The organism is Corynebacterium sp. HMSC078A10 (assembly GCF_001811565.1).
GTDB classification, from domain to species: Bacteria; Actinomycetota; Actinomycetes; order Mycobacteriales; family Mycobacteriaceae; genus Corynebacterium; species Corynebacterium hesseae.
The window spans coordinates 45,898-67,079 of sequence record NZ_KV805180.1; the positions used below are offsets into that span (position 1 = coordinate 45,898).

Annotated in this window: 17 protein-coding genes; 9 read left to right on the forward strand and 8 right to left on the reverse strand. The window is 62.1% G+C overall.

Going from position 1 to position 21,182, the window contains the following annotated elements; genetic code table 11:
- Positions 1-76: 76 nt before the first annotated feature.
- Positions 77-3,652, reverse strand: a complete 3,576-nt coding sequence (gene dnaE, locus HMPREF2808_RS01200; protein WP_070623393.1) for a DNA polymerase III subunit alpha — start codon at positions 3,650-3,652, stop codon at positions 77-79.
- A 65-nt stretch (positions 3,653-3,717) separates the two neighbouring features.
- Between dnaE and rarD the strand changes: the two genes are divergently transcribed.
- Positions 3,718-4,623, forward strand: coding sequence for an EamA family transporter RarD (gene rarD, locus HMPREF2808_RS01205; protein WP_070623191.1), 906 nt, complete (start codon positions 3,718-3,720; stop codon positions 4,621-4,623).
- Here the strand turns inward: rarD and HMPREF2808_RS01210 are convergent.
- The 4 genes from HMPREF2808_RS01210 to lspA are packed head-to-tail and all read right to left on the reverse strand — an operon-like array spanning position 4,620 to position 6,942.
- Positions 4,620-4,889, reverse strand: coding sequence for a type II secretion system protein (locus HMPREF2808_RS01210; protein WP_070623194.1), 270 nt, complete (start codon positions 4,887-4,889; stop codon positions 4,620-4,622). The genes rarD and HMPREF2808_RS01210 overlap by 4 nt on opposite strands.
- 18 nt (positions 4,890-4,907) lie before the next feature.
- A complete protein-coding gene (locus HMPREF2808_RS01215; RefSeq protein WP_070623197.1) occupies positions 4,908-5,507 on the reverse strand; it encodes a hypothetical protein in 600 nt (199 codons plus the stop codon).
- Positions 5,504-6,427 carry an RluA family pseudouridine synthase gene (locus HMPREF2808_RS01220; protein WP_046647986.1) on the reverse strand — a complete coding sequence of 308 codons (924 nt, stop codon included), beginning with the start codon at positions 6,425-6,427 and terminating at the stop codon, positions 5,504-5,506. The genes HMPREF2808_RS01215 and HMPREF2808_RS01220 overlap by 4 nt, the downstream gene beginning before the upstream one ends.
- A complete protein-coding gene (gene lspA, locus HMPREF2808_RS01225; protein ID WP_070623200.1) occupies positions 6,427-6,942 on the reverse strand; it encodes a signal peptidase II in 516 nt (171 codons plus the stop codon). Before lspA ends, HMPREF2808_RS01220 begins: the two co-directional genes overlap by 1 nt.
- A gap of 32 nt (positions 6,943-6,974) precedes the next feature.
- Between lspA and HMPREF2808_RS01230 the strand changes: the two genes are divergently transcribed.
- Positions 6,975-7,922 carry a DUF6263 family protein gene (locus tag HMPREF2808_RS01230; RefSeq protein ID WP_070623203.1) on the forward strand — a complete coding sequence of 316 codons (948 nt, stop codon included), beginning with the start codon at positions 6,975-6,977 and terminating at the stop codon, positions 7,920-7,922.
- A 125-nt stretch (positions 7,923-8,047) separates the two neighbouring features.
- Here the strand turns inward: HMPREF2808_RS01230 and HMPREF2808_RS01235 are convergent, their stop codons facing one another.
- Positions 8,048-8,677 (reverse strand): WKL family lipoprotein, encoded by a 630-nt coding sequence (locus HMPREF2808_RS01235; RefSeq protein WP_070519893.1) that lies wholly within the window; start codon positions 8,675-8,677, stop codon positions 8,048-8,050.
- Positions 8,678-8,783: 106 nt separating this feature from the next.
- On the opposite strand from HMPREF2808_RS01235, the gene HMPREF2808_RS01240 reads away from it, so the two are divergent.
- A complete protein-coding gene (locus HMPREF2808_RS01240; protein WP_070562682.1) occupies positions 8,784-9,719 on the forward strand; it encodes an asparaginase in 936 nt (311 codons plus the stop codon).
- On the opposite strand, the gene HMPREF2808_RS01245 is transcribed toward HMPREF2808_RS01240, so the two are convergent.
- Entirely contained in the window at positions 9,716-11,188 is a 1,473-nt protein-coding gene (locus tag HMPREF2808_RS01245) for a DNA polymerase IV (RefSeq protein WP_070563154.1), read from the reverse strand. The two genes, HMPREF2808_RS01240 and HMPREF2808_RS01245, sit on opposite strands and share 4 nt — an antisense overlap.
- Positions 11,189-11,299: 111 nt before the next feature.
- Between HMPREF2808_RS01245 and HMPREF2808_RS01250 the strand changes: the two genes are divergently transcribed.
- The 6 genes from HMPREF2808_RS01250 (at position 11,300) to HMPREF2808_RS01275 (ending at position 17,810) form a co-directional block, all read left to right on the forward strand.
- The gene (locus tag HMPREF2808_RS01250) at positions 11,300-12,292 is read left to right on the forward strand and encodes an ABC transporter ATP-binding protein (RefSeq protein WP_070565609.1); all 993 of its coding nucleotides are present in this window, start codon (positions 11,300-11,302) and stop codon (positions 12,290-12,292) included.
- A gap of 32 nt (positions 12,293-12,324) precedes the next feature.
- Entirely contained in the window at positions 12,325-13,392 is a 1,068-nt protein-coding gene (locus tag HMPREF2808_RS01255) for an ABC transporter substrate-binding protein (RefSeq protein WP_070565480.1), read from the forward strand.
- A gap of 34 nt (positions 13,393-13,426) precedes the next feature.
- On the forward strand, positions 13,427-15,088 hold the full coding sequence (locus HMPREF2808_RS01260; protein WP_070565478.1) for an ABC transporter permease: 1,662 nt from the start codon (positions 13,427-13,429) through the stop codon (positions 15,086-15,088).
- Positions 15,081-15,686 (forward strand): metallophosphoesterase family protein, encoded by a 606-nt coding sequence (locus tag HMPREF2808_RS01265; protein ID WP_083299252.1) that lies wholly within the window; start codon positions 15,081-15,083, stop codon positions 15,684-15,686. The genes HMPREF2808_RS01260 and HMPREF2808_RS01265 overlap by 8 nt, the downstream gene beginning before the upstream one ends.
- A 127-nt stretch (positions 15,687-15,813) precedes the next feature.
- Positions 15,814-16,455: a GntR family transcriptional regulator gene (locus HMPREF2808_RS01270; protein WP_070519886.1), complete on the forward strand. Its 642-nt coding sequence runs from the start codon at positions 15,814-15,816 to the stop codon at positions 16,453-16,455.
- A gap of 170 nt (positions 16,456-16,625) precedes the next feature.
- Positions 16,626-17,810 carry an MFS transporter gene (locus HMPREF2808_RS01275; protein ID WP_246818492.1) on the forward strand — a complete coding sequence of 395 codons (1,185 nt, stop codon included), beginning with the start codon at positions 16,626-16,628 and terminating at the stop codon, positions 17,808-17,810.
- 111 nt (positions 17,811-17,921) lie between these two features.
- Here the strand turns inward: HMPREF2808_RS01275 and ileS are convergent, their stop codons facing one another.
- Positions 17,922-21,119: an isoleucine--tRNA ligase gene (gene ileS, locus HMPREF2808_RS01280; RefSeq protein WP_070623209.1), complete on the reverse strand. Its 3,198-nt coding sequence runs from the start codon at positions 21,117-21,119 to the stop codon at positions 17,922-17,924.
- Between the last annotated feature and the right edge of the window lie 63 nt (positions 21,120-21,182).

A 21,182-nucleotide genomic window follows, 5' to 3' on the forward strand; every position in this document is an offset into this window, starting at 1 on the left:
CTAGCGTAACCCACGGGCGAGGCGCAGCCCGCTTCATTCTGTACTTTTATTCAGCACCCGAACGAAGCATGCTGTCTCAGCCCAGGATGCCGGCGCCCATCGTCGCCTTGAGATCACCCATGAGGTTGCTGGAGCGCTCCACACGCAAATGCTCACCAAGGACCATCATGGTGGACTCTTCGCCGTCGACAAGCGTGAGGTACACATCCGACTCGCCCTTGTTGTTGACCAGGACCTGCTTGAGGCGCGCAATGTTGTCCATCGTGCACTGATCCGTGCGCATGGTCAGGCGCAGCGGCAGGCCGGCACCGTTGCCGGGACCAAGATCGGGGATGCGGATATCGGAGCAGAACAGGGACATGCGCTCATCGCGGATCTTCACCTGCACCTTGGCCAGGATGATGTTATCTTCCGCGATCTGCGCGGCCACCAACGAATACACCTGGTTAAACACGAGGATGTCTACCTGTGCACCGTTGTGGTCCTCCATGCTGACGATGGCCCAGGGCGAGCCATCACGCTTGGAAAAGCGCCTGTCAACGCCCGAGATAATGCCGCCAATCACCAGCTCTTGGCCATTGCCCACCTCACCGTTGAGGATCTTCGTAATCGGGGTATCGGTCTGCGCGTTGAGGGCTTCTTCGAATCCGTCGAGCGGGTGGCCGGAGACATACAGGCCCAGCATTTCCCTCTCCAGGGCCAGCTCGTGCTTGCGGTCCCAGTTCTCGTCCGGAATATCGATGGCGAAGGCGGAGACGGACTCGCCTTGCCCTTCCTCCCCGCCAAAGCCGGCGAAGAGATCGAATTGGCCCTTGTCGGCCGCCTTCTTCGTCGTCTGCACCGAATCCACGGCATCTTCGTGGATGAGCATGAGTCCCTTGCGCGGATGCCCCAAAGAATCGAAGGCACCGGCCTTGATGAGGGATTCGGTGACGCGCTTCGAACAGGCCGCCAGCTCGATTTTGTCCAGGTAGTCGGAGAAGGACGTATAGGCGCCTTTCTCCCGCCTAGTCTTCACGATGGAATCCACCACATCCCCACCAACGTTGCGGATAGCGCCCATGCCGAAGCGGATATCATCGCCCACGGCCTGGAAAGTCTCCACCGATTCATTGACATCCGGGGAGAGCACGCGGATGCCCAGGTGGCGGCAGTCGGCCAGGTAGATGGCGGACTTATCCTTTTTGTCACCCACCGAGGTCAACAGCGCAGCCATGTACTCCGGCGCATAGTAGGCCTTGAGATAGGCCGTCCAGAAGGACACCAAGCCGTAGCCTGCGGCGTGGGACTTGTTAAACGCGTAGGAGGCGAAGGGCTCGATGGTGCCCCACAGAGCGTCCATCGCTTCCTTGGAGTAGCCGTTGTCCTTCATGCCGCCCCAGAACTTGTCGTACTGTTGCGCCAAGACTTCGGGCTTCTTCTTACCCATGGCCTTACGGAAGCCGTCTGCCTCGCCGGCGGTGTAGTTTGCCACCTTCTGCGAGATACGCATGATCTGCTCCTGGTACACGATGAGACCGTACGTCTCATCGAGGATTTCCTTGAGCGGCTCCTCCAGCTCGGGGTGGATCGGAGTGATTTCCTTGCGCCCATTCTTGCGGTCCGCGTAATCCCAGTGCGCGTTCACGCCCATCGGGCCCGGGCGGTAGAGCGCCAGCGAGGCCACGATGTCCTTAAAACCAGTCGGTTTCATGCGCTTGAGCAGCTCCTGCATGCCGCCCGAGTCCAGCTGGAACACGCCCAGGGTATCGCCGCGCGAGAGCAGGTCATAGACCTTCGAGGCTTTCGGGTCGTCGGCGTGAAGGTCTTCGAGGTGGACTTCCTCGCCACGGTTTTTCTTGATGTTCTCCAGGCAGTCACCAATCACGGTGAGGTTGCGCAGGCCCAGGAAGTCCATCTTCAGCAGCCCGATGGCCTCGCAGGCCGGGTAGTCCCAGCCGGTGATGTAGGCGCCGTCGGCTGGGCGCTTCCACATCGGAATGTGGTCCATGAGGCGCACCGAAGCCATAATCACGGCACACGCATGCACGCCGGCTTGGCGGACCACGCCCTCAAGACCACGGGCGGTCTCGTAGATCTTCTTGACGTCCGGGTCGGTCTCAATCATCTGCCGGACCTCGGCCGCCTCCGAATAGCGCTCGTGCTCTGGGTCCATGATGCCGGCGAGCGGGATGTCCTTGGCCATGATGGCCGGTGGCAGAGCGCCGTTAATGCGGTCGGCCATCTGGAAGCCGGGCTGGCCAAAGTGGACCTTCGCGGAGTCCTTAATAGCCTGCTTCGTCTTCACGGTGCCGAAGGTGATCACCTGCGCCACCTTGTCCTCGCCCCACCTCTCGGCGGCGTAGGTAATCATCTCGCCGCGGCGGCGATCATCGAAGTCGATATCGATATCCGGCGCGGAGGGGCGCTCCGGGTTCAGGAATCGCTCGAAGAGGAGATCGTGCTCGATCGGGTCAATATTGGTAATCGTCAGCGCGTAGGCCACGAGCGCACCGGCCGCCGAACCACGGCCCGGACCAACGCGAATGCCGATGGACCGCGCGTGCTTAATAAGCTCGGCCACGATAAGGAAGTAGGACGGGTAGCCCTTCATATCGATGACGCTGATCTCGTACTCAGCACGGTCGATGTACTCCTGCGGCACATCCCCACCGGGGAAGCGATCCTTCAGTCCCTCCATTACCTCATGGGTCAGCCAGGAGGTTGGGGTGTGGCCTTCGGGGACGTCGGCAATCGGCATGCGGTCGTGGGTATGTTCCTCCCAGATCTTGCCGTAGTCTTGCACGCGCTCCGCAATCCACAGAGTGTTATCGCAGGCTTCCGGGACCATATGGTCCCACAGCTCACGCATCTGGGCGGCAGATTTGATGTAGTAGCCGGTGCCGTCGAACTTGAAGCGGTCCGGATCCATGAAGGTCTTGCCGGTTTGCACACAGAGCATCGCCTCGTGCGCGGGGGCTTGGGTTTCCAGCACGTAGTGGCAGTCATTGGTCACCAGCGGCGGCAGGTCCAGCTTGCGGCCGATCTCCAACAGGCCATCGCGCGTGCGCTTCTCGATGTCCAGCCCATGGTCCATGAGCTCCAGGAAGAAGTTGTCCTTACCATAGATGTCCTGCCACATGGCGGCTGCTTCCAGCGCTTCGTTGAACTGGCCCAGGCGCAGGCGGGTCTGCACGTCACCGGAAGGGCACCCGGTGGTCGCGATGATGCCTTCAGCATGCTCGGCAATCAGCTCCGCGTCCATGCGCGGCCACTTGCCCAACTGCCCCTCGTAGGAAGCCAAGGAGGAAAGCTTGAACAGGTTGCGCAGGCCGGTTTCATTCTCCGCCAACATGGTCTGGTGCAGATAGGCACCGGAAGCGGACACGTCATCGCGCTTCTGGTCCGGAGTTCCCCACAGCACGCGCTTCTTGTTGAAGCGCGATTCCGGTGCCAAATAAGCCTCGATGCCAATGATGGGTTTCACGCCAGCGCTGGTCATCCTTTGGTAGAAGGCATTGGAGCCATACATGTTGCCATGGTCTGTCATACCGACGGCAGGCATACCTTGGCGAACCACCTCATCCGCCAACATATCCACCTTTGCCATGCCATCCAGCATGGAGAATTCGGTGTGGTTGTGAAGGTGAACGAAGGAGGAGTTTTTGGCCATGCGGCTCATCTTAGCGGGGACGTCAAACTTCGCCCGTAGGTCCTCGCTGAGGTACATTTTCTTAAATGTTCTACACCATTGCTGCCTATCTCATGTGGGGCTTCTTCCCAGCGTTCTTCCCGCTGCTGCGCCCCGCCAGCCCGTTTGAGATTTTGGCCCACCGCATCGTGTGGACCGCCGTTCTCGTCACCGCAGTGTTGCTGGTGACAGGTGGCTGGCGCGAGCTGAAAGCGTTCAGCCTGCGCACTTGGGGGTGGATGTTCGCCTGTGGCGTGGCCATCACCATCAACTGGGGCACCTATGTCATCGCCATCAACAGCGATCACGTGGCCGATGCCGCACTGGGCTATTTCATCAACCCTCTTGTCTCCGTGGCCCTCGGCATTATTTTCCTCAAGGAGAAGCTGACGAAGGCGCAGGTGGCGTCGGTCAGCATCGCCTTCATCGCCGTGTTGTGGCTAACCTTCATGACCGGTCAGGCCCCCTACTACTCACTGGCCCTAGCCTTCAGCTTCGGTATCTACGGCCTGCTTAAAAAGCGCATCACGGTCTCCTCCATGGGGTCGGTGGCCGCGGAAACAATTGTCATGCTCCCCTTCGCACTCATCTACCTGGGCTACCTCCAAGCACAGGGCGAATCCACCTTCACTACCGAAGGCCCCGGGCACATCGCGCTGCTGATTACCTCCGGCCTCGTCACCGCCCTACCGCTGCTGTGTTTCGCGCAGGGTGCTAAGCACCTGCGCCTGTCTACCCTCGGCATGCTGCAGTACATGACCCCCATCATGCAGATGCTGTGGGCACTGTTCGTGACCCAGGAGCACATGTCCACCGAACGCTGGATTGGCTTTGCCATCATCTGGGTTGCGGTGATCATCTACCTTGCAGACTTGGTGCGCATGGGCCGCGCTTCTCGACGCCGCGCCCGCCTCCACCCCGCCGGCGAGTCACGCGCCACCGCAGAGGGCTAGCGGCGCTTCAGCTCCTCGCGCGCCTGCTTAGCCTGGGCGCGCCGGGCGGATTCCTCGCGTGCGTTGAGCGCCCACCGCGGCATGAGGACGGCCATGGCGATGCAGTAGATGGCCACCACGATGAGAATGCCGAGGGCGAGCTTGTCCGCACCCCAGATCCCTTGCACGATGGCAGCCCCGGAGGCGATGAAAGCGCCCGCCCACATCAAGAGGTAGGCAAAGCGGTAGTTCGGCGGCCACGTAGAGGTGTTCGGAAACAAGCGCATGTCTTCTCCTTGACTGTTTCAGCGGTTCTCATTCTGTCCGACGTTAGCGGGCGGGCGCACGCCGAAGGATCCCCAGGCGGCATCGTCGGGGGCAACCTCGACCGTCTCGACCCGCGGGTCGGCGGCGAGGGCACGCAGTTGGGTGCCCGCAGAATAGACCACCACCGCATCAACGTGCGTGGGGACTTCCTCGCCCATACCATTGGCTTGCGCAGCCACGCGGGCGAACACCGCCTCGATGACGTCGGCGCGCTCGGCTCCTGAGACGGGTTCGGGAACAGCGATAGGAGCGGCCAGCCCAATCACGATGGCATCCATCCGCTGGATTGGTTGCAGAGCCTCAGAGACGTCGTGCGGACTCAGCGGCTTAGTAAAACCCACCAGCGCATAGGCTGGCTTATCCGCCTGCGCTAGCGAGGCCTCCGCGCGCTCGCGGTACTCGGAGGCAGTCTCGGTTCCATCCGGGCCCAGCTGATCTCCCTGCAACGCCGAGCGAGGCTGCGTGCCAAGCAGACCAAAAAGGACAATCACCACCAGCGCCAGCACGGCCAGCAGCACCAGTGCCGCGGCACGGCGGCGCCGATAGATGCGCTGGCGCGTGCTCCGCTGCGGGCTCATCCGCGCAATACCTCCACGGCGTGCTTGAGATCGTCCGGGTAGGGTGCGGTGCATTCGAACCACTTGCCGGTGCCCGGGTGGGTAAAACCGAGCTCGACCGCGTGCAACCACTGGCGGTTAAGCCCCACGCGCTTCGCCAGGTTCGGATCACAGCCATACATCGGGTCGCCCACGCAGGGATGCCCGGTGGCAGACATGTGCACGCGGATCTGGTGGGTGCGGCCGGTCTCCAGGTGGACTTCGAGGAGGCTGGCCTCGCGGAAGGCCTCGAGCAGCGTGTAGTGCGTCACCGCCGGCTTGCCGTCATCAATGACCCCAAACTTCCAGCCCGCGGAAGGATGACGCCCGATAGGCGCATCAATGGTGCCGACGATGGGATCGGGCAGGCCCTGGACCACAGCGTGATAGGTCTTTTTCACGGTGCGCTCGCGGAAGGCGTTCTTGAGCTGCGAGTAGGCCCGCTCACTAGCGGCGACCACCATGACGCCTGAGGTTCCCACGTCGAGGCGGTGGACGATGCCCTTGCGTTCGGTAGGGCCAGCGTCGGCAAGCGCATAGCCCGCCGCCCGCAGCCCGCCGATGACGGTGGGCCCATCCCAGCCCAAAGTCGGGTGGGCGGCCACGCCCACGGGCTTGAACACGCAGATGACATCCTCGTCCGCGTAGAGGACATCCATGCCCTCCACCAGCTCTTCCTTAGGAATGAGCGGCTCCTCGGGCGCTGGCATCATGACGTCGATCCAGCCACCGGCGCTTAAGCGCTCGGACTTGCCCACGGCCGCACCGTCGATTTCCACATCACCCGCCGTGCACAGCTGGGCCACGCGGGCGCGGGAAATGCCCAGGAGCTTGGCCAAGGCGGCATCCACACGCATGCCATCGAGCCCTTCGGGCACCGGCAACCTACGGCTTTCGCGCATTACTCTCCCCCCGTTTCCTTTTCTTCAGCTTTCTCGTGCATCTCCGCCCAAAGCATCGCAATGATGAATACCACGACGCCACAGGTAATGGCCGCATCCGCGATATTGAAAACAGCGAAGCTGCCCACGGAGATGTAATCCACCACGTGGCCGAACCAAAACCCTGGCTCGCGCACGAGGCGGTCGATGAGGTTGCCCAGAGCACCGCCGGCGATCATCGCCAGCCCGATGGCCTGCCACTTGTCATGAATGCGCGGGGCGGCGATTGCTACACCAACAACGAAGGCGAGTTGGATAGTGGTAAACAGCCACGTCGAGCCTTCCCCTCCCATGGAGAAGGCGGCGCCGGGGTTAAAGAGAAGGTAGAAGCGGAACCAGTCACCGATTACCGGTAGGGCTTCGCCTTCCGTGAGGATGGACAGCATCAGTGCCTTCACGGCTTGGTCGACGGCGGCCACACCGAGCACCACCGCAACCATCACTCCGATATAACTCCTTGCTTTCACCCGTTCCATTCTAAACAGGCTCATCCGGTAATTTGGAATGCGTGTTTCGTGTGAGAGCTCTAGCAGTCCTGTCCGCCACCGTCTTGGGAGTCAGCGGCGCGCTCGCCGGCTGTTCCTATTCCCAGCCGGCCAAGCCAGTCGAGGAGCCAGTGGGCTTAGCCCTCGATGCCCCACGCGTCACCCTCCTAGAACCCGGTGACGACGCAAGCCGCGTTGTGGCTTATAAGGATCTCGATGCTACTCAGGAGCTGACCTATGAGGTCGCCACGGGTTTTGACCAGCAATTGCGCAAGGACGGCAGCTCGGCTCCTGCACCAGCGTCCAAGGACAAGGTCACCCTTCCGCTACAGGCCTCGGTGGAGGCTGCCACCGAGAATGTTGAGGGCCAGTTGCCGGCCAGCCGCAACGCCTTCGTTACCGTGGGCAAGCCTGAGGCTGACGGCGCGGACGTCTCCTCCGCCGAGGGCTTCCAATTTGGGTGGCGCGGCACGGATAGCGGGCAAATGAACTCGCTGCGCCTTGCCGCCCCGCAGGCCGCAACCGACGAGGCCCGCAGCACTGTGGAGCACGCCATCACCAGCCTGACCTCGCTGCCCATCGTCTTCCCGGATGAGGAAATTGGCTCCGGCGCTCAGTGGGTCGTGGAATCGCGCGTTACCGGCGAGTCCACGCTGCTGCAAACCACGACCTATACCTTGGACAAGCTCGACGGGGATATCGCCACGCTCAACGTCGAGGTTGAGCAGCGGCCGTCCCTGGGCGCGCTCTCCTTCGACGGCGCTGACGCCCCCGAGGAGCTGCGGGGCAAAGAGCTCAAGGTCATGGACACCACGTCGACGTCGAAGGGCACGGTCACCGTTGATCTGACCAAACCACTTCCCACAGCCGGCGATGTCTCCGTGACTACTGCCATTTCTTATGGTGCGGACAGCTCCGATCTTCGCGTGGTGCAAACCAGCGCCACCGATATGACGTTCACCACCGACTAGTCCGCTGCGCGCCGCGCCTGCCCCGCATCAGGCAACCGCGCGCCGACCTTCGGACAGCGCAGCGCCCGCCACCCACCGGCTCTCAATCCAGTGTGGTGGCGGGCGGTGAAGCTTGAATCCCAGTCTTACTGAGCCGGGGCGTCGGCTGGGGCCTCAGCGCCTTCTGCCGGGGCGTCGGCAGGAGCTTCGGCGCCTTCAGCGGGGGCGTCGGCAGGCGCCTCTGCGCCTTCCGGTACGGAATCAGCACACATCTCCGGCACCTCTTCCGGCGGGACGATGTTGGTGACCAGGACACAGGCCCACGTCTTGGACAGCTTCCACGTGCCGCCCTCGTTGATGAACTCCACCTGGTCAGCGGTCTGCTGCTGGCCGTCCGGGGTATTGATGTGGACGGTGGCCAGCGCGGAATCCGGCACGAGGCCCGGAATGACCGGGGCAACAACCTCGAAGGTGGCACCGGACTCGGCCTGAGACTGCGACATGACGTCGAAAAGCTCCGGCGCTGTCTCACTGCCCTGGACCAGCTGGACCTTCTCTTCCTGCGGAAGGTTCGGGTCGGCGGCCTTGGTCAGGATCTCATTGAGCTGCTCCACGGTAGGCATCTCGGTGGAGGCCACCTGTGATGCGGAGGTTTCGCCCGAAGGCTTAGCGGCGGTGCTGTTCTCGGTGTCTGCATCCTCGGAAGACGAGCAGGCAGCCAGGGCAGTCGCGGCGCCCAGGGCCACAACGGCGGCGCTCAGCTTGAAGGATTTCACAAATACTCCTCACGTAGGGGATCGTGGTTTATCCCTTTTACTTTAGCGTCCACGACCGCCGCCCTGGGGTTCCCGCGCAGGTGCGTGCCTGTAGTAGCCTGCTGTCATGACTTTCGCCCTCATCGCCACCGGTGGCACCATCGCCTGCACGACGGTCCGTGACGGATCCCTGGTCCCCACCGTCAGTGGGCAACAGCTAGCCCAATTCCTCGACGCTGAAGTCGGAACACACGACATTGAGGTGGTGGAATTCCGCGCGCTGGATTCCAGCTCGATTACTTTGGCAGACCTCGATGAGCTACTGTTGTGTGCGCGCCAGCACCTTGCGCGCCCAGAGATTGATGGCGTCCTCATCACGCACGGCACCGATTCCATGGAGGAAACCGCGCTGGCGTTATCCCTCTTCGACCTCGGTGAGGGGCCCATCGTGCTCACTGGCGCGCAGCGCGCCTTCGACCACCCGGCTGGTGATGGCCCGCGCAACCTGCGCGATTCCTATGAGCTCCTGTGTTCCGGAAAGGCCGGCGTGTGGGTGCAATTCGGCGGCAAGACCATTCCCGGACGCGGCGCGCGCAAGTGGCATACTTCGCAGCTCAACGGCTTTGAGGAGCTACCGGTGGGTGACTCCGCTCTGGCGCCGTTGCCGCTCTCCCCCATGGCGCAACACCCCGTTGAGATCATCGCCGCCTACCCGGGTGCCGGCGCCGCGCTTGTCGACGCCTCCCTCAACCACACCCATGGCCTCGTCATCGAAGCCATGGGCTCGGGGAACATGGGTGAAGAGATGGGAGCTGGGGTTGCCCGCGCGCTGCAAGCGGGCGTGCCCGTGGTGATTAGCACCCGCACGCCCTACGGAGCTACCAAGCTGGCCTATGGCGGCGCAGGTGGCGGTGCCACCTTGGGCGAGATGGGTGCGGTAGCCTCCGGTGGATTCCGAGCCGGCCAAGCCCGCATTATGCTCGCCGCGGCACTCGCTACCGACACACCGGTGGCAGAGATGTTTAGCACTGCCCCCTCCGCCACTGCTTATACCGCGGGCTAGCTATCCTCGCGTGGCGGTTCCTCCCCAGCGGTGTCAGTCACAGGATCATCGGCCTCGGTGGCGTCGCCTGGCAGCGCCCCCTCCCACGCCAGTGAGTCCAATGGATCGGCCGGGTGGAGATCTTCATCCTCAGCCGCAAAAGAGCGCACAAACCCCGGGCCCGTAGCGCGAGTTTCAAAGCGCACGCTGACCACCCCATGGCCGGCGCCTTGAATCCAGCCGTGTCCAAACTCGGGGTGGTGGACGTCCTGCGTAGCGTGCCAGCGGCGCATCGAATCCGATCCCGCTTCTCCCAGCGTTTCCGACTCTGCTCTGGGCTCCGTCTCCGTTTCCGGCGCGCCGGGCAGGTGGTCGCTGACGCCAGTCTCGTAATCCGTATCCGGAGCTGGACGCACGACCTCGCGGTCGAGCTCAGGAAATAGCACGTCTTGGCGGGCCTCCTCCAAACCCGAGTAGCTCACCCCGACCAGCCTGATGGGCCCGAGCTCCTCCGGGTAGCGCGCCAAGCTCAAGGCCTTAGCCTCGAGGACCTTCAGGTCATCCGTGGCATAGGGCAGCGTGGCCGAGCGGGATTCGATGTGGAAATCCGCCATCCGCAACTTCACCGTCACCGTGCGCGCGCCGCGGCCGTCCTTGAGCAGGCGGGAATGCGCGCCCTGCGCCGCGCGGATTAGTGCCGCATCCACCTCCGCCGCCGTGCGCAGGTCCGTGGGGTAGGTGAACTCGGTGGAGATTTGTTTAGCAATCGCGCGCGGGGCGACCGGACGCTCATCAATCCCTTGGGCGAGCTTCCACAGCTGCACGCCCACCACGTTGCCCAGTGAGATCTCGACTTCCTTGCGGCTCATCGCCGCCAGCTGTCCGATAGTCTCCACGCCAATGGCTGCGAGCTTCTGCTGGGTGACTGGGCCCGCTCCCCAGAGCTTGCCCACCGGCAGCGGGTGGATGAGCTCATCGAAGCGCTCCTGGGGCACGATGAAAGTCCCGTCCGGTTTGGCCTCCCCTGACGCAATCTTCGCGCTTTGCTTGCCTGCACCGGCGCCGATGGAGCTGGGAAGGCCCGTCTCAGCTCGAATCACTCGGCGCAGATTCTCCGACCACTCACGGACTTCGGCGGGCGTGGCTCCGGCGAGTGCGGCCGGTTCCATGAAGGCCTCGTCGATGGAGAGCTGTTCGATGACCCCCGCATGCTGCGCAATAATTCCAAATACCCGGCGCGAGGCCGCCACATACACCGCCCGGCGCGGCTGCACCACCACGGCTTTATAACCCACGAGCTGCTGCGCGCGGAACATGGGCATTGCGGAATGAGCTCCATATGCGCGGGCCTCATAGGAAGCACCGGCGACGACGCCGCGTCCGCTCGTTCCTCCCACCAGCACAGGCCGGCCGCGCAAGGTAGGGCGGGTGAGCTGCTCCACCGACGCAAAGAACGCGTCCATGTCGATGTGAAGAACCCAGCGTTGCATGTGCTCCAGTTTAAACACCGCGTGTCCGTCACCCATTATTCATGTTTCTTTACCACCTTCGTAACCCCAACGCCCCCATCCGCTTACTTTACCGCCCTAACCTTTTTCGCCGTGACTTCTCAACTCTCGCCCCAACAACCCGCCTCCCAGGCCCACGTGGTCGTTACCGGCATTAAGCGCGAGTTCGCGGACAACACTGGTCTCCATGCCACTGACCTCGTCATTAACTCCGGCGAGTTCATCTCCATCCTCGGCCCCTCCGGTTGCGGTAAGTCCACGCTTCTGCGCTGCATCGCAGGCCTGGAAACCCCTGATACTGGAACCATTACCTTCTCCGATAAAGAAGTGTTCGGCCCACACACGAACGTTCCCGTTAATAAGCGCAACCTGTCCATGGTGTTTCAAGATCTGGCGCTGTGGCCGCACATGACTGTGGAGAAAAACATCGAGTTTCCCCTCACCACCGCGGGTAACAAGCTGTCTTCTGTGGAACGCACAGAACGTGTGCGCGCGTGCATGGACATGGTCGGAATTACCCCGAAGGCACAAGCTCGCCCCAATCAACTCTCCGGTGGCCAGCAGCAGCGCGTAGCCATCGCCCGCGCGCTTGTGTCCAACCCGCAGTTGCTACTAATGGATGAACCTCTCTCTGCGCTCGATGCTGCCCTGCGTGTTCAGATACGTGCCGAGCTCACTGCCTTGGTCCACGGCTTAGGCCTCACGGTCATCTACGTCACCCACGATCAGTCCGAGGCTCTGTCCATGTCGGACCGCGTCGTCGTCATGAAGGACGGCGTCATCGAACAGTTCGCCGATCCTGTCACCCTCTACGACTCCCCTGCCACCCCCTTCGTCGGTGGCTTCGTGGGTACTATGAACCGCCGCGCCGGGCTTCCCGACGTCCGCCCGGAAAACCTCACCGTCCTTGACGCGGAGGAAGACATCGGGTCTTTCCCGCACCACGTGGACGGAATCGTCCGCACCGCTCAGTACATCGGCGGACGCTACGAGCTGCACTGCGATGTCGAAGGCGCTGACGAGCCTTGGGTGGCTTACAGCCGCTCTCGAGTCGATCGTGGTTCGACGGTACGTCTTGCGTACTAGTCACATCCGTTTTCTACTTTTAAGGATTCTCCATGCTGTATAAGAAGCTTTCTCTCGCCCTCGCTGCTTCCGCTCTGGCTCTGGCTGGCTGCGGTTCTGTTGATTCCGCTGACTCCACCGACGCATCCTCCGCCGACAACACCGGTGCTGAAACCAGCGCCGAGGCCTGGGAAGCCCCGGAGGGACTGTCCGGCGAGCTGGACTACTACTCCGCGAACCCGCAGGGCCTTACCGACGCCCTCGTCGAAGCCTTCGAGGAAAAGACCGATGTCAAGGTCAACGTCTTCGCCGACACCACCGGCAAGATCACCGCCAAGCTCAAGGCGGAAGAGGCTAACCCGCAGGCAGACGTGGTCTACTTGGCTTCTTGGTCCGCTGCTTCCAAGCAGGACAAGGCAGGCGCTCTGGCGGAGTACACCCCGGAAGGTGCTGACAAGATCACCTCGAGCTGGGTATCCAAAAACGGCACCTTCACCGGCCGCGATGGCTCCGCGTTGGCACTGGTGACCAACACCAACGTGGTGGACTCCGCTCCTCAGGACTGGGAGGACCTCGCTGACGAAAAGTACAAGGATCAGGTCATTATGCCGGATCCGCGCGAGTCCGGCACCGCCGCTGACCTCATTGCCGCCATGGTGGATCAGTGGGGCGAGGACAAGACCTGGGAGCTCTTTGACAAACTCTTCGACAACGGCATGATTGTCCAGGGCGCTAACGGTCCGGCCCTGGACCAGGTCACCTCCGGTTCTCGAGGCATCGTCATGGGTGGTGTGGACTACTCCGCATACTCCGCTCAGGCCAAGGGCGAGCCGCTTGAGGTTGTTATCCCCTCCTCCGGCACTACCGTAACCCCGCGACCGGTCATGATCCTCAAGACCACCGACAACAAGGACGCTGCCGAAGCTTTTGTCGACTTCATGTTCTCCGATGAGGCACAGGAGATTTCTGCTTCCAAGAACATGATCCCGGCCAACACCGAGATCACCCCGAAGAACGGCCCGAAGCTGGAGGAGATTGAAACCCTCAACGAGGATCTCGATGGCATCGCCTCCTCCTCCAAGGACATCAAGGAAAAGTTCGCTGAGCGCTACCTGAAGTAGCCTCTACTATCTCACCACGGAGCAACCCCACCTTATGAGCACCACTATCCGCAGCCCTCAGCGAACTCTCGGCATTTATGCAGTACTCTTCGTGCTGCTCGTGCTTGTCGCTGCGCCATTGGTATCGGTGCTCATCAGCGCTGTGGTGGGGTACCGCGATGAGCCTTCTTCTCTCCACAAGATTGTGGAGCCGGGAATGGGAGAGGTGCTGCTCAATACGGTCGTCCTCTCCCTCCTCGTGGTGGTCTTTTCTACTCTGTTCGCCGCCCCGCTAGCTTTCCTGCGCGCGTGGACGTCTTTTTCTAAAGCGAACTGGATAGAAATCGCCATCATGATTCCTTTCATGACCCCGCCTTTTGCCGCAGCAATGGCGTGGATGGATTTCACCCGCCGCGGTGGAGTCTCCGAATTGCTCTTCGGGCATACCGTCGGCAAGCTCGCGCATGACGCCATTTACTCGGTTCCTGGCATGGCTTTCATCATGGCGTGCGAGCTCTTCCCCTTCCTCTATCTCATCCTGCGCAACTGTCTGACCTCAATTCCTGCATCCTCTCTGGAAATGGCTCAAGTCGCAGGCGCCAGCCGGTGGCAACAGATTAGTCGCATCATCCTCCCCACCGTCGTGGGCCCCTATTCACTGGGCGCACTGATCATTTTCATCAAGGCTGCCGGCGAGTTCGGCACCCCAGTTACCTTGGGAAACGCCATCGGTTTCACGGTCCTCGTCTCCTCCATCTACCAAGACGTCACCATCGACCCGTTGAGTTTCTCCGATGCAGCAGCCTCCTCATCGGTGTTGTTTGCACTTGGTGTGGGCGCATGGGCATTCCAGCAATGGGTCTCGCGGCGCGACCTTACCGGTGGTGGACGAGTATCCCGCCAAGTCTCGCTCCGCATCGGCACCGCAGGCAAGGTCCTTGGCAGCTTAGTTGCTTTCCTCATCATCGCCTGCTCGGTGCTCATCCCGTATATTTCCATCACCCTGGCAGCCATGACCATTCTGCGATCCGCGCCCCCAACGCCTCAAAACCTCACCTTCGACTATTTCGCCATCGTCCTGCAGATGCCTTCCGCTCAAGAAGCTTTGCTGCGTTCCATCGCCCTCGGTGCAATTGGCGCCACAACGGCGGTCATCCTCGGCATCGCGGTCACCTTGCTCACCCAGCGAACCAGGCAGATCAGCGCCCGTGTTGTCGACTTCCTTGCTGTAGCACCGGATACCGTCCCCGGAATCGTTCTCGCCATTGGCTTCATTCTCCTATGGAACGCTCCCTGGCTGCCATGGACACCTTATGGCTCCATGATCATCCTCGTCATGGCTTTTACTGTTCTCTTCCTGCCGATGGCGGTGCAGAACATCAAGACCTCCGCTGGCGCGGTTTCCCCTTCGGTCTACGAGGCAGCCGCCGTGTCCGGCGCCTCCGCCTCCCACACGTTGCGCAGCATCACCTTGCCGCTGCTTGCCCCGGGTATCTTTGCCGGTTGGCTGCTGGCGTTCTTTGTGGGCTTCCGCGAGCTCGTCATGTCCTCCCTGATCCGCCCGAGCCAGCTCAATCTCCTTGCGCCGTGGATCATGAACCAATTTGACCAGGGCCACCGCGCTGAAGCCATGGCTATGACGCTCATCGGTGTAGGAACCTCCACTGTCGTGCTAGTCCTAATCACGTGGTGGCAAGGAAGGAGGGCACGTGGCTAGTATCCTCATTTTCGCGGACCTTCACCTTGGCCGCCCCGACGCGCCAGGCATGGAGTGGGTGCTAAACGTACTGGAGGTCACGACTGCGGATGCATGTATCTGCCTCGGTGACATCATTGACCGCAAAGCCGACGCAGCCACCTACGTACCCCAAGCACAGAAAGTCATGGCTCGCGCATGCGAGCTTTTCAGCGACGTCCATTTCATCTCCGGGAATCACGACGTCCACCACGAACTCAGTTTCTCTTCGCCTGTAACGGTTCATTCCGCCGACGTTCACTCCTTTCACTGCGCCGGCGCTACCGTTGTCACCGCCGCGGTAGCTGCCGATCCCGATCCCCGCACACTCACCTTTCCAACGCGCCAGAGCAACGAGCCGCATCTGGGATTACTGCACTCATCAGTGACCGGTGAATTCTCTAAAGGCATATGCTTGCCCACGACACCCGAACAGCTACAGGCCTGTGGCTTCGACGCATGGATTCTTGGCCACGTCCACACTCCACAAGTGCTTCAGGACAATCCCTTTATCGGTTGGGTCGGTATGGGAGAGGCAGTGCTTTACGACGTCCCCACTTCCTCCCTCACTCGCCTCTAACACGTCTCCTACCTGACCACACGCGCCGCTCAGAGAACTAGCTCTCACTTGCCCACCGCGTGATCAATGTCTCACGAATTGGCGTTTGCGCTAGACCGAAAGCACCGCATGCATGCATCATGTATACATGCAAAAAGACAAGGTACCCGCCGCGGAACGGGCCTACGATCACCTCAAGCGCCGCATCATCGATGACGACATCGATGACTCGGAGATGCTCTCCGAGGCCGCCCTTGCCGCCGAGCTGGGAATGAGTAGAACCCCGGTGCGCGAGGCTTTCCTCCGCTTGGAGGTGGAGGGCTTCTTGAAGCTCTACCCCAAGCGCGGTGCGCTGGTCGTACCGATTAGCCCCCGCGAAATCCGTGAGGTCTACGAGGCGCGCCTCCTCGTGGATGAGAACTCTGCCCGCCATATTTGCGGACTGTCCGCAGAGGAGCGCAGTCTCATCGCCGATGTCCTCGTCGCCACCATCGATGAGCAAAAGGCCGCCCTAGACGCTGGCGATCTGGGCACCTATACCCAGCTGGATGCGAAGTTCCACCAAACCATCATGGACAACGGCGGCAACCGCCTCCTCGCCCACCTCGGCCACACCTTGCGCGAGCGCCAACAGCGCTTTACCGCAACTGCCATCGGCCGCAGCGTCGAGAAGGCACGCGGCTTCGTGGCCCAGCACGCCTTGCTCGCCGACGCCCTCCGCACCGGCGACATCGACACCTACCTGACCGAACTCCATTCCCACCTCAACTCCTCAAGGAAGCAACTGTGACTGTCTCTGCGCATTCGAACCCGCTTGTCGAGGCGCCTACTCCCCAACCCGACGCCCCCACAGACGCCGACACCACCGAAAGCACTGAAAGCGCTGCCTCCCCAGGCTCGCCCAGCCGCTCCGCCGAAGCGCCGCTGCCTAAGCGCGCGTGGTTCCCCGTCGCCGGTGCCATGATCGCGGTTGCTTGGGGCGGAAATGAATTCACCCCGCTGCTGGTGATGTACCGCGAGACCTCGAATTTTTCCCAGGTGACGGTCAACGGGCTCTTAGCCGCCTACGTGGTTGGCATCATCCCCGCACTGCTCATCGGTGGCCCGCTGTCCGATCTGCTTGGCCGCCGCCCACTGTTGCTCCCCGCAGCACCGCTGTCCTTGGCAGGCTCTTTCTTGCTGTCCATCGCTCCCAACGAACCACTCATCATCGCGTTGGGACGCGTCTTGTGCGGTATGGCATTGGGCCTAGTCATGGCGGTGGGTTCAACGTGGATTACGGAGCTCATCACGAGCGCCGGCGGCGACCCAGCGTCCGGCGCTCGTAAGGCTTCATTGTGTTTGACCGCCGGCTTCCTCGTCGGCGCGGGTATCGCTTCGGTGCTGGCCCAGTGGGGGCCATGGCCGACTCACACGGCCTATATCCTCCACATGCTGCTCACGCTGTTGACTGCCGCGTGGATCCTGCATACGCCTGAGACCCGCCAGCCCAGCCGAGGCGATGTCAAGACCACCATCCTGGAGCTCAGGGTGCGTGACATGCTGGAGATGCTCCACATTCCCGCCGCTGCGCACAAGCGTTTCCTGCGTGTCGTCGTGCCTGTGGCCCCCTGGGTCTTTGGCTGCGCGGGAGCGGCCTATGCGCTCCTTCCACAGCTGCTATCCGAATCCGCTGGAAACGCCCCCATCGCTTTCTCCGGTCTGATGACCGTCATCACCCTGGGCTGCGGCGTGGCCGTCCAGATGCTGGGCCGGCTGGTTGATACCCACAAGTCCGCGCGAGCCTCGGCCCTGTCGATGTTCGTCATCACCGTCGGCGCAATCCTCGGAGCGTTTGCTGCTCACTCACTTTCCCTGCCGCTCGGCATCACGGCCGCCGCCACGATGGGCGCGGGATACGGTTTGGCGCTGGTCGCTGGACTATCCGAGGTCCAGCGCATCGCGGGCGAGCGAGAGCTCGCCGGCTTGACCGCCGTGTACTACTCCATTTCCTACACTGGCTTCTTCATCCCGATGGCCTTTAGCGCGCTTGCGCCCTATATCGGCTTCACGGCGTTGTTCAGCATCGGCAGCTTCTTGGCGCTGGTGTGCCTCATCAACGTCATCCTTGCGTGGCGCGCGCACCTGCCCGGCACCCGCCGCTAGCGCACACGCCCCGTCATCGCGGCCCCCTCCGGGCCGCCCCTGCGCCACCAGTGCGCAGATGCTCAAAGCTCCGCCTCCCATTCGAGGGAAGCGGAGCTTTTCGCTGCGGGTTTAGGCCTTGGCCACGGTAGCTGTCACGCCCTTGAGGACATCATGGATGTTCTGTCCATCGCTTGGCTCGAGAGCCTGGGTCGTCACAGTGAAGTCGACGGCAAGCACCTCCGCCGCGATGTGCTCACGGTGGCGATGAGCCCACTCTTCCTTCTCCGCCGGGACGGAGAGAACCACGGTGATGCGGTCAGTTACCACGAAATCCTCGGCCTTACGTGCATCCTGCAAACCGCGGATAACGTCCGCAGCCCAGCCCTCTGCCTCGAGCTCCTCCGTCACTTCGGTATCCACGGCGACGAGGCCATCGAGCCCTTCCACACGAGCCGTCGACTTCGCATTCGCCGCCTTGAGGCGCTCGGTGTACTCGTCCGGGGACAGGCGGATATCGCCGTCGACCACGACGTCCTCGCCCTCGCGCACGTAGTTGCCCGCCTTGAGGTTCTTGATGGCTCGCTGAACATCCTTGCCCAAGCGCGGACCGGCTACCTTGGCGTTGCACACGACCTCGAAGGTGCCCACCGCGTCGACATCGTCGGTAAGCTCAACGTCCTTAACGTTGACCTCATCCCGGATGATGTCCTTGAAATCCGCCAGGCGCGCCGAATCCTTCATCGCCACCGTCAGCTTCGGCAGCGGCAGGCGGTTGCGCAGCTTGTTGGACTTGCGCACCGAGGACGCCGCGGAGGCCACCGCGCGGGTGGCATCCATGGCGGCCACGAGGGCATCGTCAGCCGGGTAATCCTCGGCCTTCGGGTAGGAAGCCAAATGCACGGAGCGCTCACCGGTCAGGCCACGGTAGATGACCTCAGCCACGTGCGGCAGCAGCGGCGCGACCACGCGGGAGACCGTCTCCAGGACCGTGTAGAGCGTGTTGAAGGCCTCCGGATGGGCTTCCTCGCCCTCCCAGAAACGGTCACGGGAGCGGCGCACGTACCAGTTGGTCAGCGCGTCCGCGAAGAGGCGGACCTCCTCCGTTGCCGAAGCAATATCGGTATTCGCCAGCGCGTCGTTGGTGTTCTTCACCAAGTCATGGGTCTTGGCCAAGATGTAGCGGTCCAGCACGTTGGTGGAGCTCACGTCGAACTTTGCGTCCTGGGAGGCGTAGAGCTGCAGGAAGGTGTACGAGTTCCAGATCGGCAGGATGGCCTGGCGCACGCCCTCGCGGATGCCCTGCTCGGTGACGATGAGGTTGCCGCCGCGCAAGATCGGCGAAGACATGAGGAACCAGCGCATCGCATCCGAGCCATCGCGGTCGAAGACCTCATTCACATTCGGATAGTTGCCCTTGGACTTCGACATCTTCAGGCCATCATTGCCCAACACGATGCCGTGGGCGACAACCTTCTTGAACGCCGGGCGGTCGAACAGGGCGGTGGACAACACGTGCAGGAGGTAGAACCAGCCGCGCGTTTGGCCGGAATACTCCACGATGAAGTCCGCCGGGGAATGCGTCTCAAACCATTCCTTGTTCTCAAACGGGTAGTGCTTCTGAGCGAACGGCATCGAGCCGGACTCAAACCAGCAATCCAGCACGTCCGGCACGCGGCGCATCGTGGACTTGCCCGTTGGATCATCCGGGTTCGGACGAGTCAGCTCATCAATGTACGGGCGGTGCAGGCTCGTCGGACGCACGCCAAAGTCACGCTCCAGCTCATCCAGCGAGCCATAGACATCGACGCGCGGGTACTCCGGGTTATCGGAGATCCACGCCGGGATCGGAGCGCCCCAGTAGCGGGTGCGGGAGATGTTCCAGTCGCGAGCACCCTCCAGCCACTTGCCGAACTGACCATCGCGGATGTGCTCCGGCAGCCACTCGATCTCATTGTGGTTGAGCTCGACCATGCGGTCACGGAACTCCGTCACCTTGACGAACCATGCAGGCAGCGCCATGTAGATGAGCGGCTCGCCGGAGCGCCAGGAGTGCGGGTAGGAGTGCTCGATGGTCACGTGGCGCACCACGCGGCCAGCGGCCTTGAGGTCCTTGATGATGGCCTTGTTGGCATCGAAGACGAGCTGGCCCTCATACGGCGGTACCTGGGAGGTGAACTTACCGTCCTCATCCACCGGGATGACCAGGCCCACTCCGTACTTCTGGCAGGTGAGCATATCGTCCTCACCGAAGGCCGGGGCCTGGTGGACCACGCCCGTGCCGTCCTCAGTGGTGACGTAGTCAGCAAGCAAGACCTGGTACGCATTCTCGACATCCGGGAAGAAGCCGAAGATGGGCTCGTACTTGAAGCCCTCCAGCTCCGCGCCCTTGAACGTCTTGAGGACTTCCACCTCACCCAGCTCCTTCACCAGGGTGCCGGTGAGCGCCTCGGCCATGATGAAGGTGCGGCCAGCAAAGTCGCCCTCGGTGGCCTTGAACAGGACGTAATCAACCTCCGGGTGGACCGCCAAAGCCAGGTTGGACGGCAGGGTCCACGGGGTGGTGGTCCAGGCGAGGAAGGAGGCATCGGCAAGCTCGGCGTTCTCCGCCAACGTCTTCTCCGCCGCACTTCCCTCCACGGCACCAGCCACCGGGAACGTCACCGTCAGGGTCGGGTCCTGACGCATCTTGTAGGAGTCATCCAGGCGGGTCTCCTGGTTCGACAGGGAGGTGTGCTCCGCCCAGGAATACGGCAAAACCCTAAAGCCCTGGTAGATCAGGCCTTTGTCATAGAGCTCCTTGAACGCCCACATGACGGACTCCATGTACTCCAAGTCCATGGTCTTGTAGCCGTTCTCGAAATCCACCCAGCGAGCCTGGCGGTTGACATACTCTTCCCACTCATCGGTGTACTCGAGGACGGACTTGGCGCAGTACTCGTTGAACTTCTCCAGGCCCATCTCCTCGATCTGGCCCTTGTCCGTGATGCCGAGCTGCTTTTCTGCCTCCAGCTCCGCCGGCAGTCCGTGGGTATCCCAGCCAAAGACGCGCGGGACGTGGTTGCCGGCCATGGTGCGGTAGCGCGGGACGATGTCCTTGACGTAACCGGTCAGCAGGTGGCCGTAGTGCGGCAGACCGTTGGCAAAGGGAGGGCCATCATAAAAGACATACTCGGGGCAGCCCTCTGTCTGCTTGAGGCTGGCTTTAAAGGTGTCGTCGGCCTTCCAGTACTTCTGGACTTCCTGCTCCATATCGGGGAACCGGGAAGACCCAGCAGTCATATCAACTTTGGGATAAACACTGCCGACGTTCGCGGGGTTATTACTCATCTAAAAATTCCTTCACTCGTTCGCTGTGACGGGGACGCGCCGTACGGCTCGCGGTACCCCCCC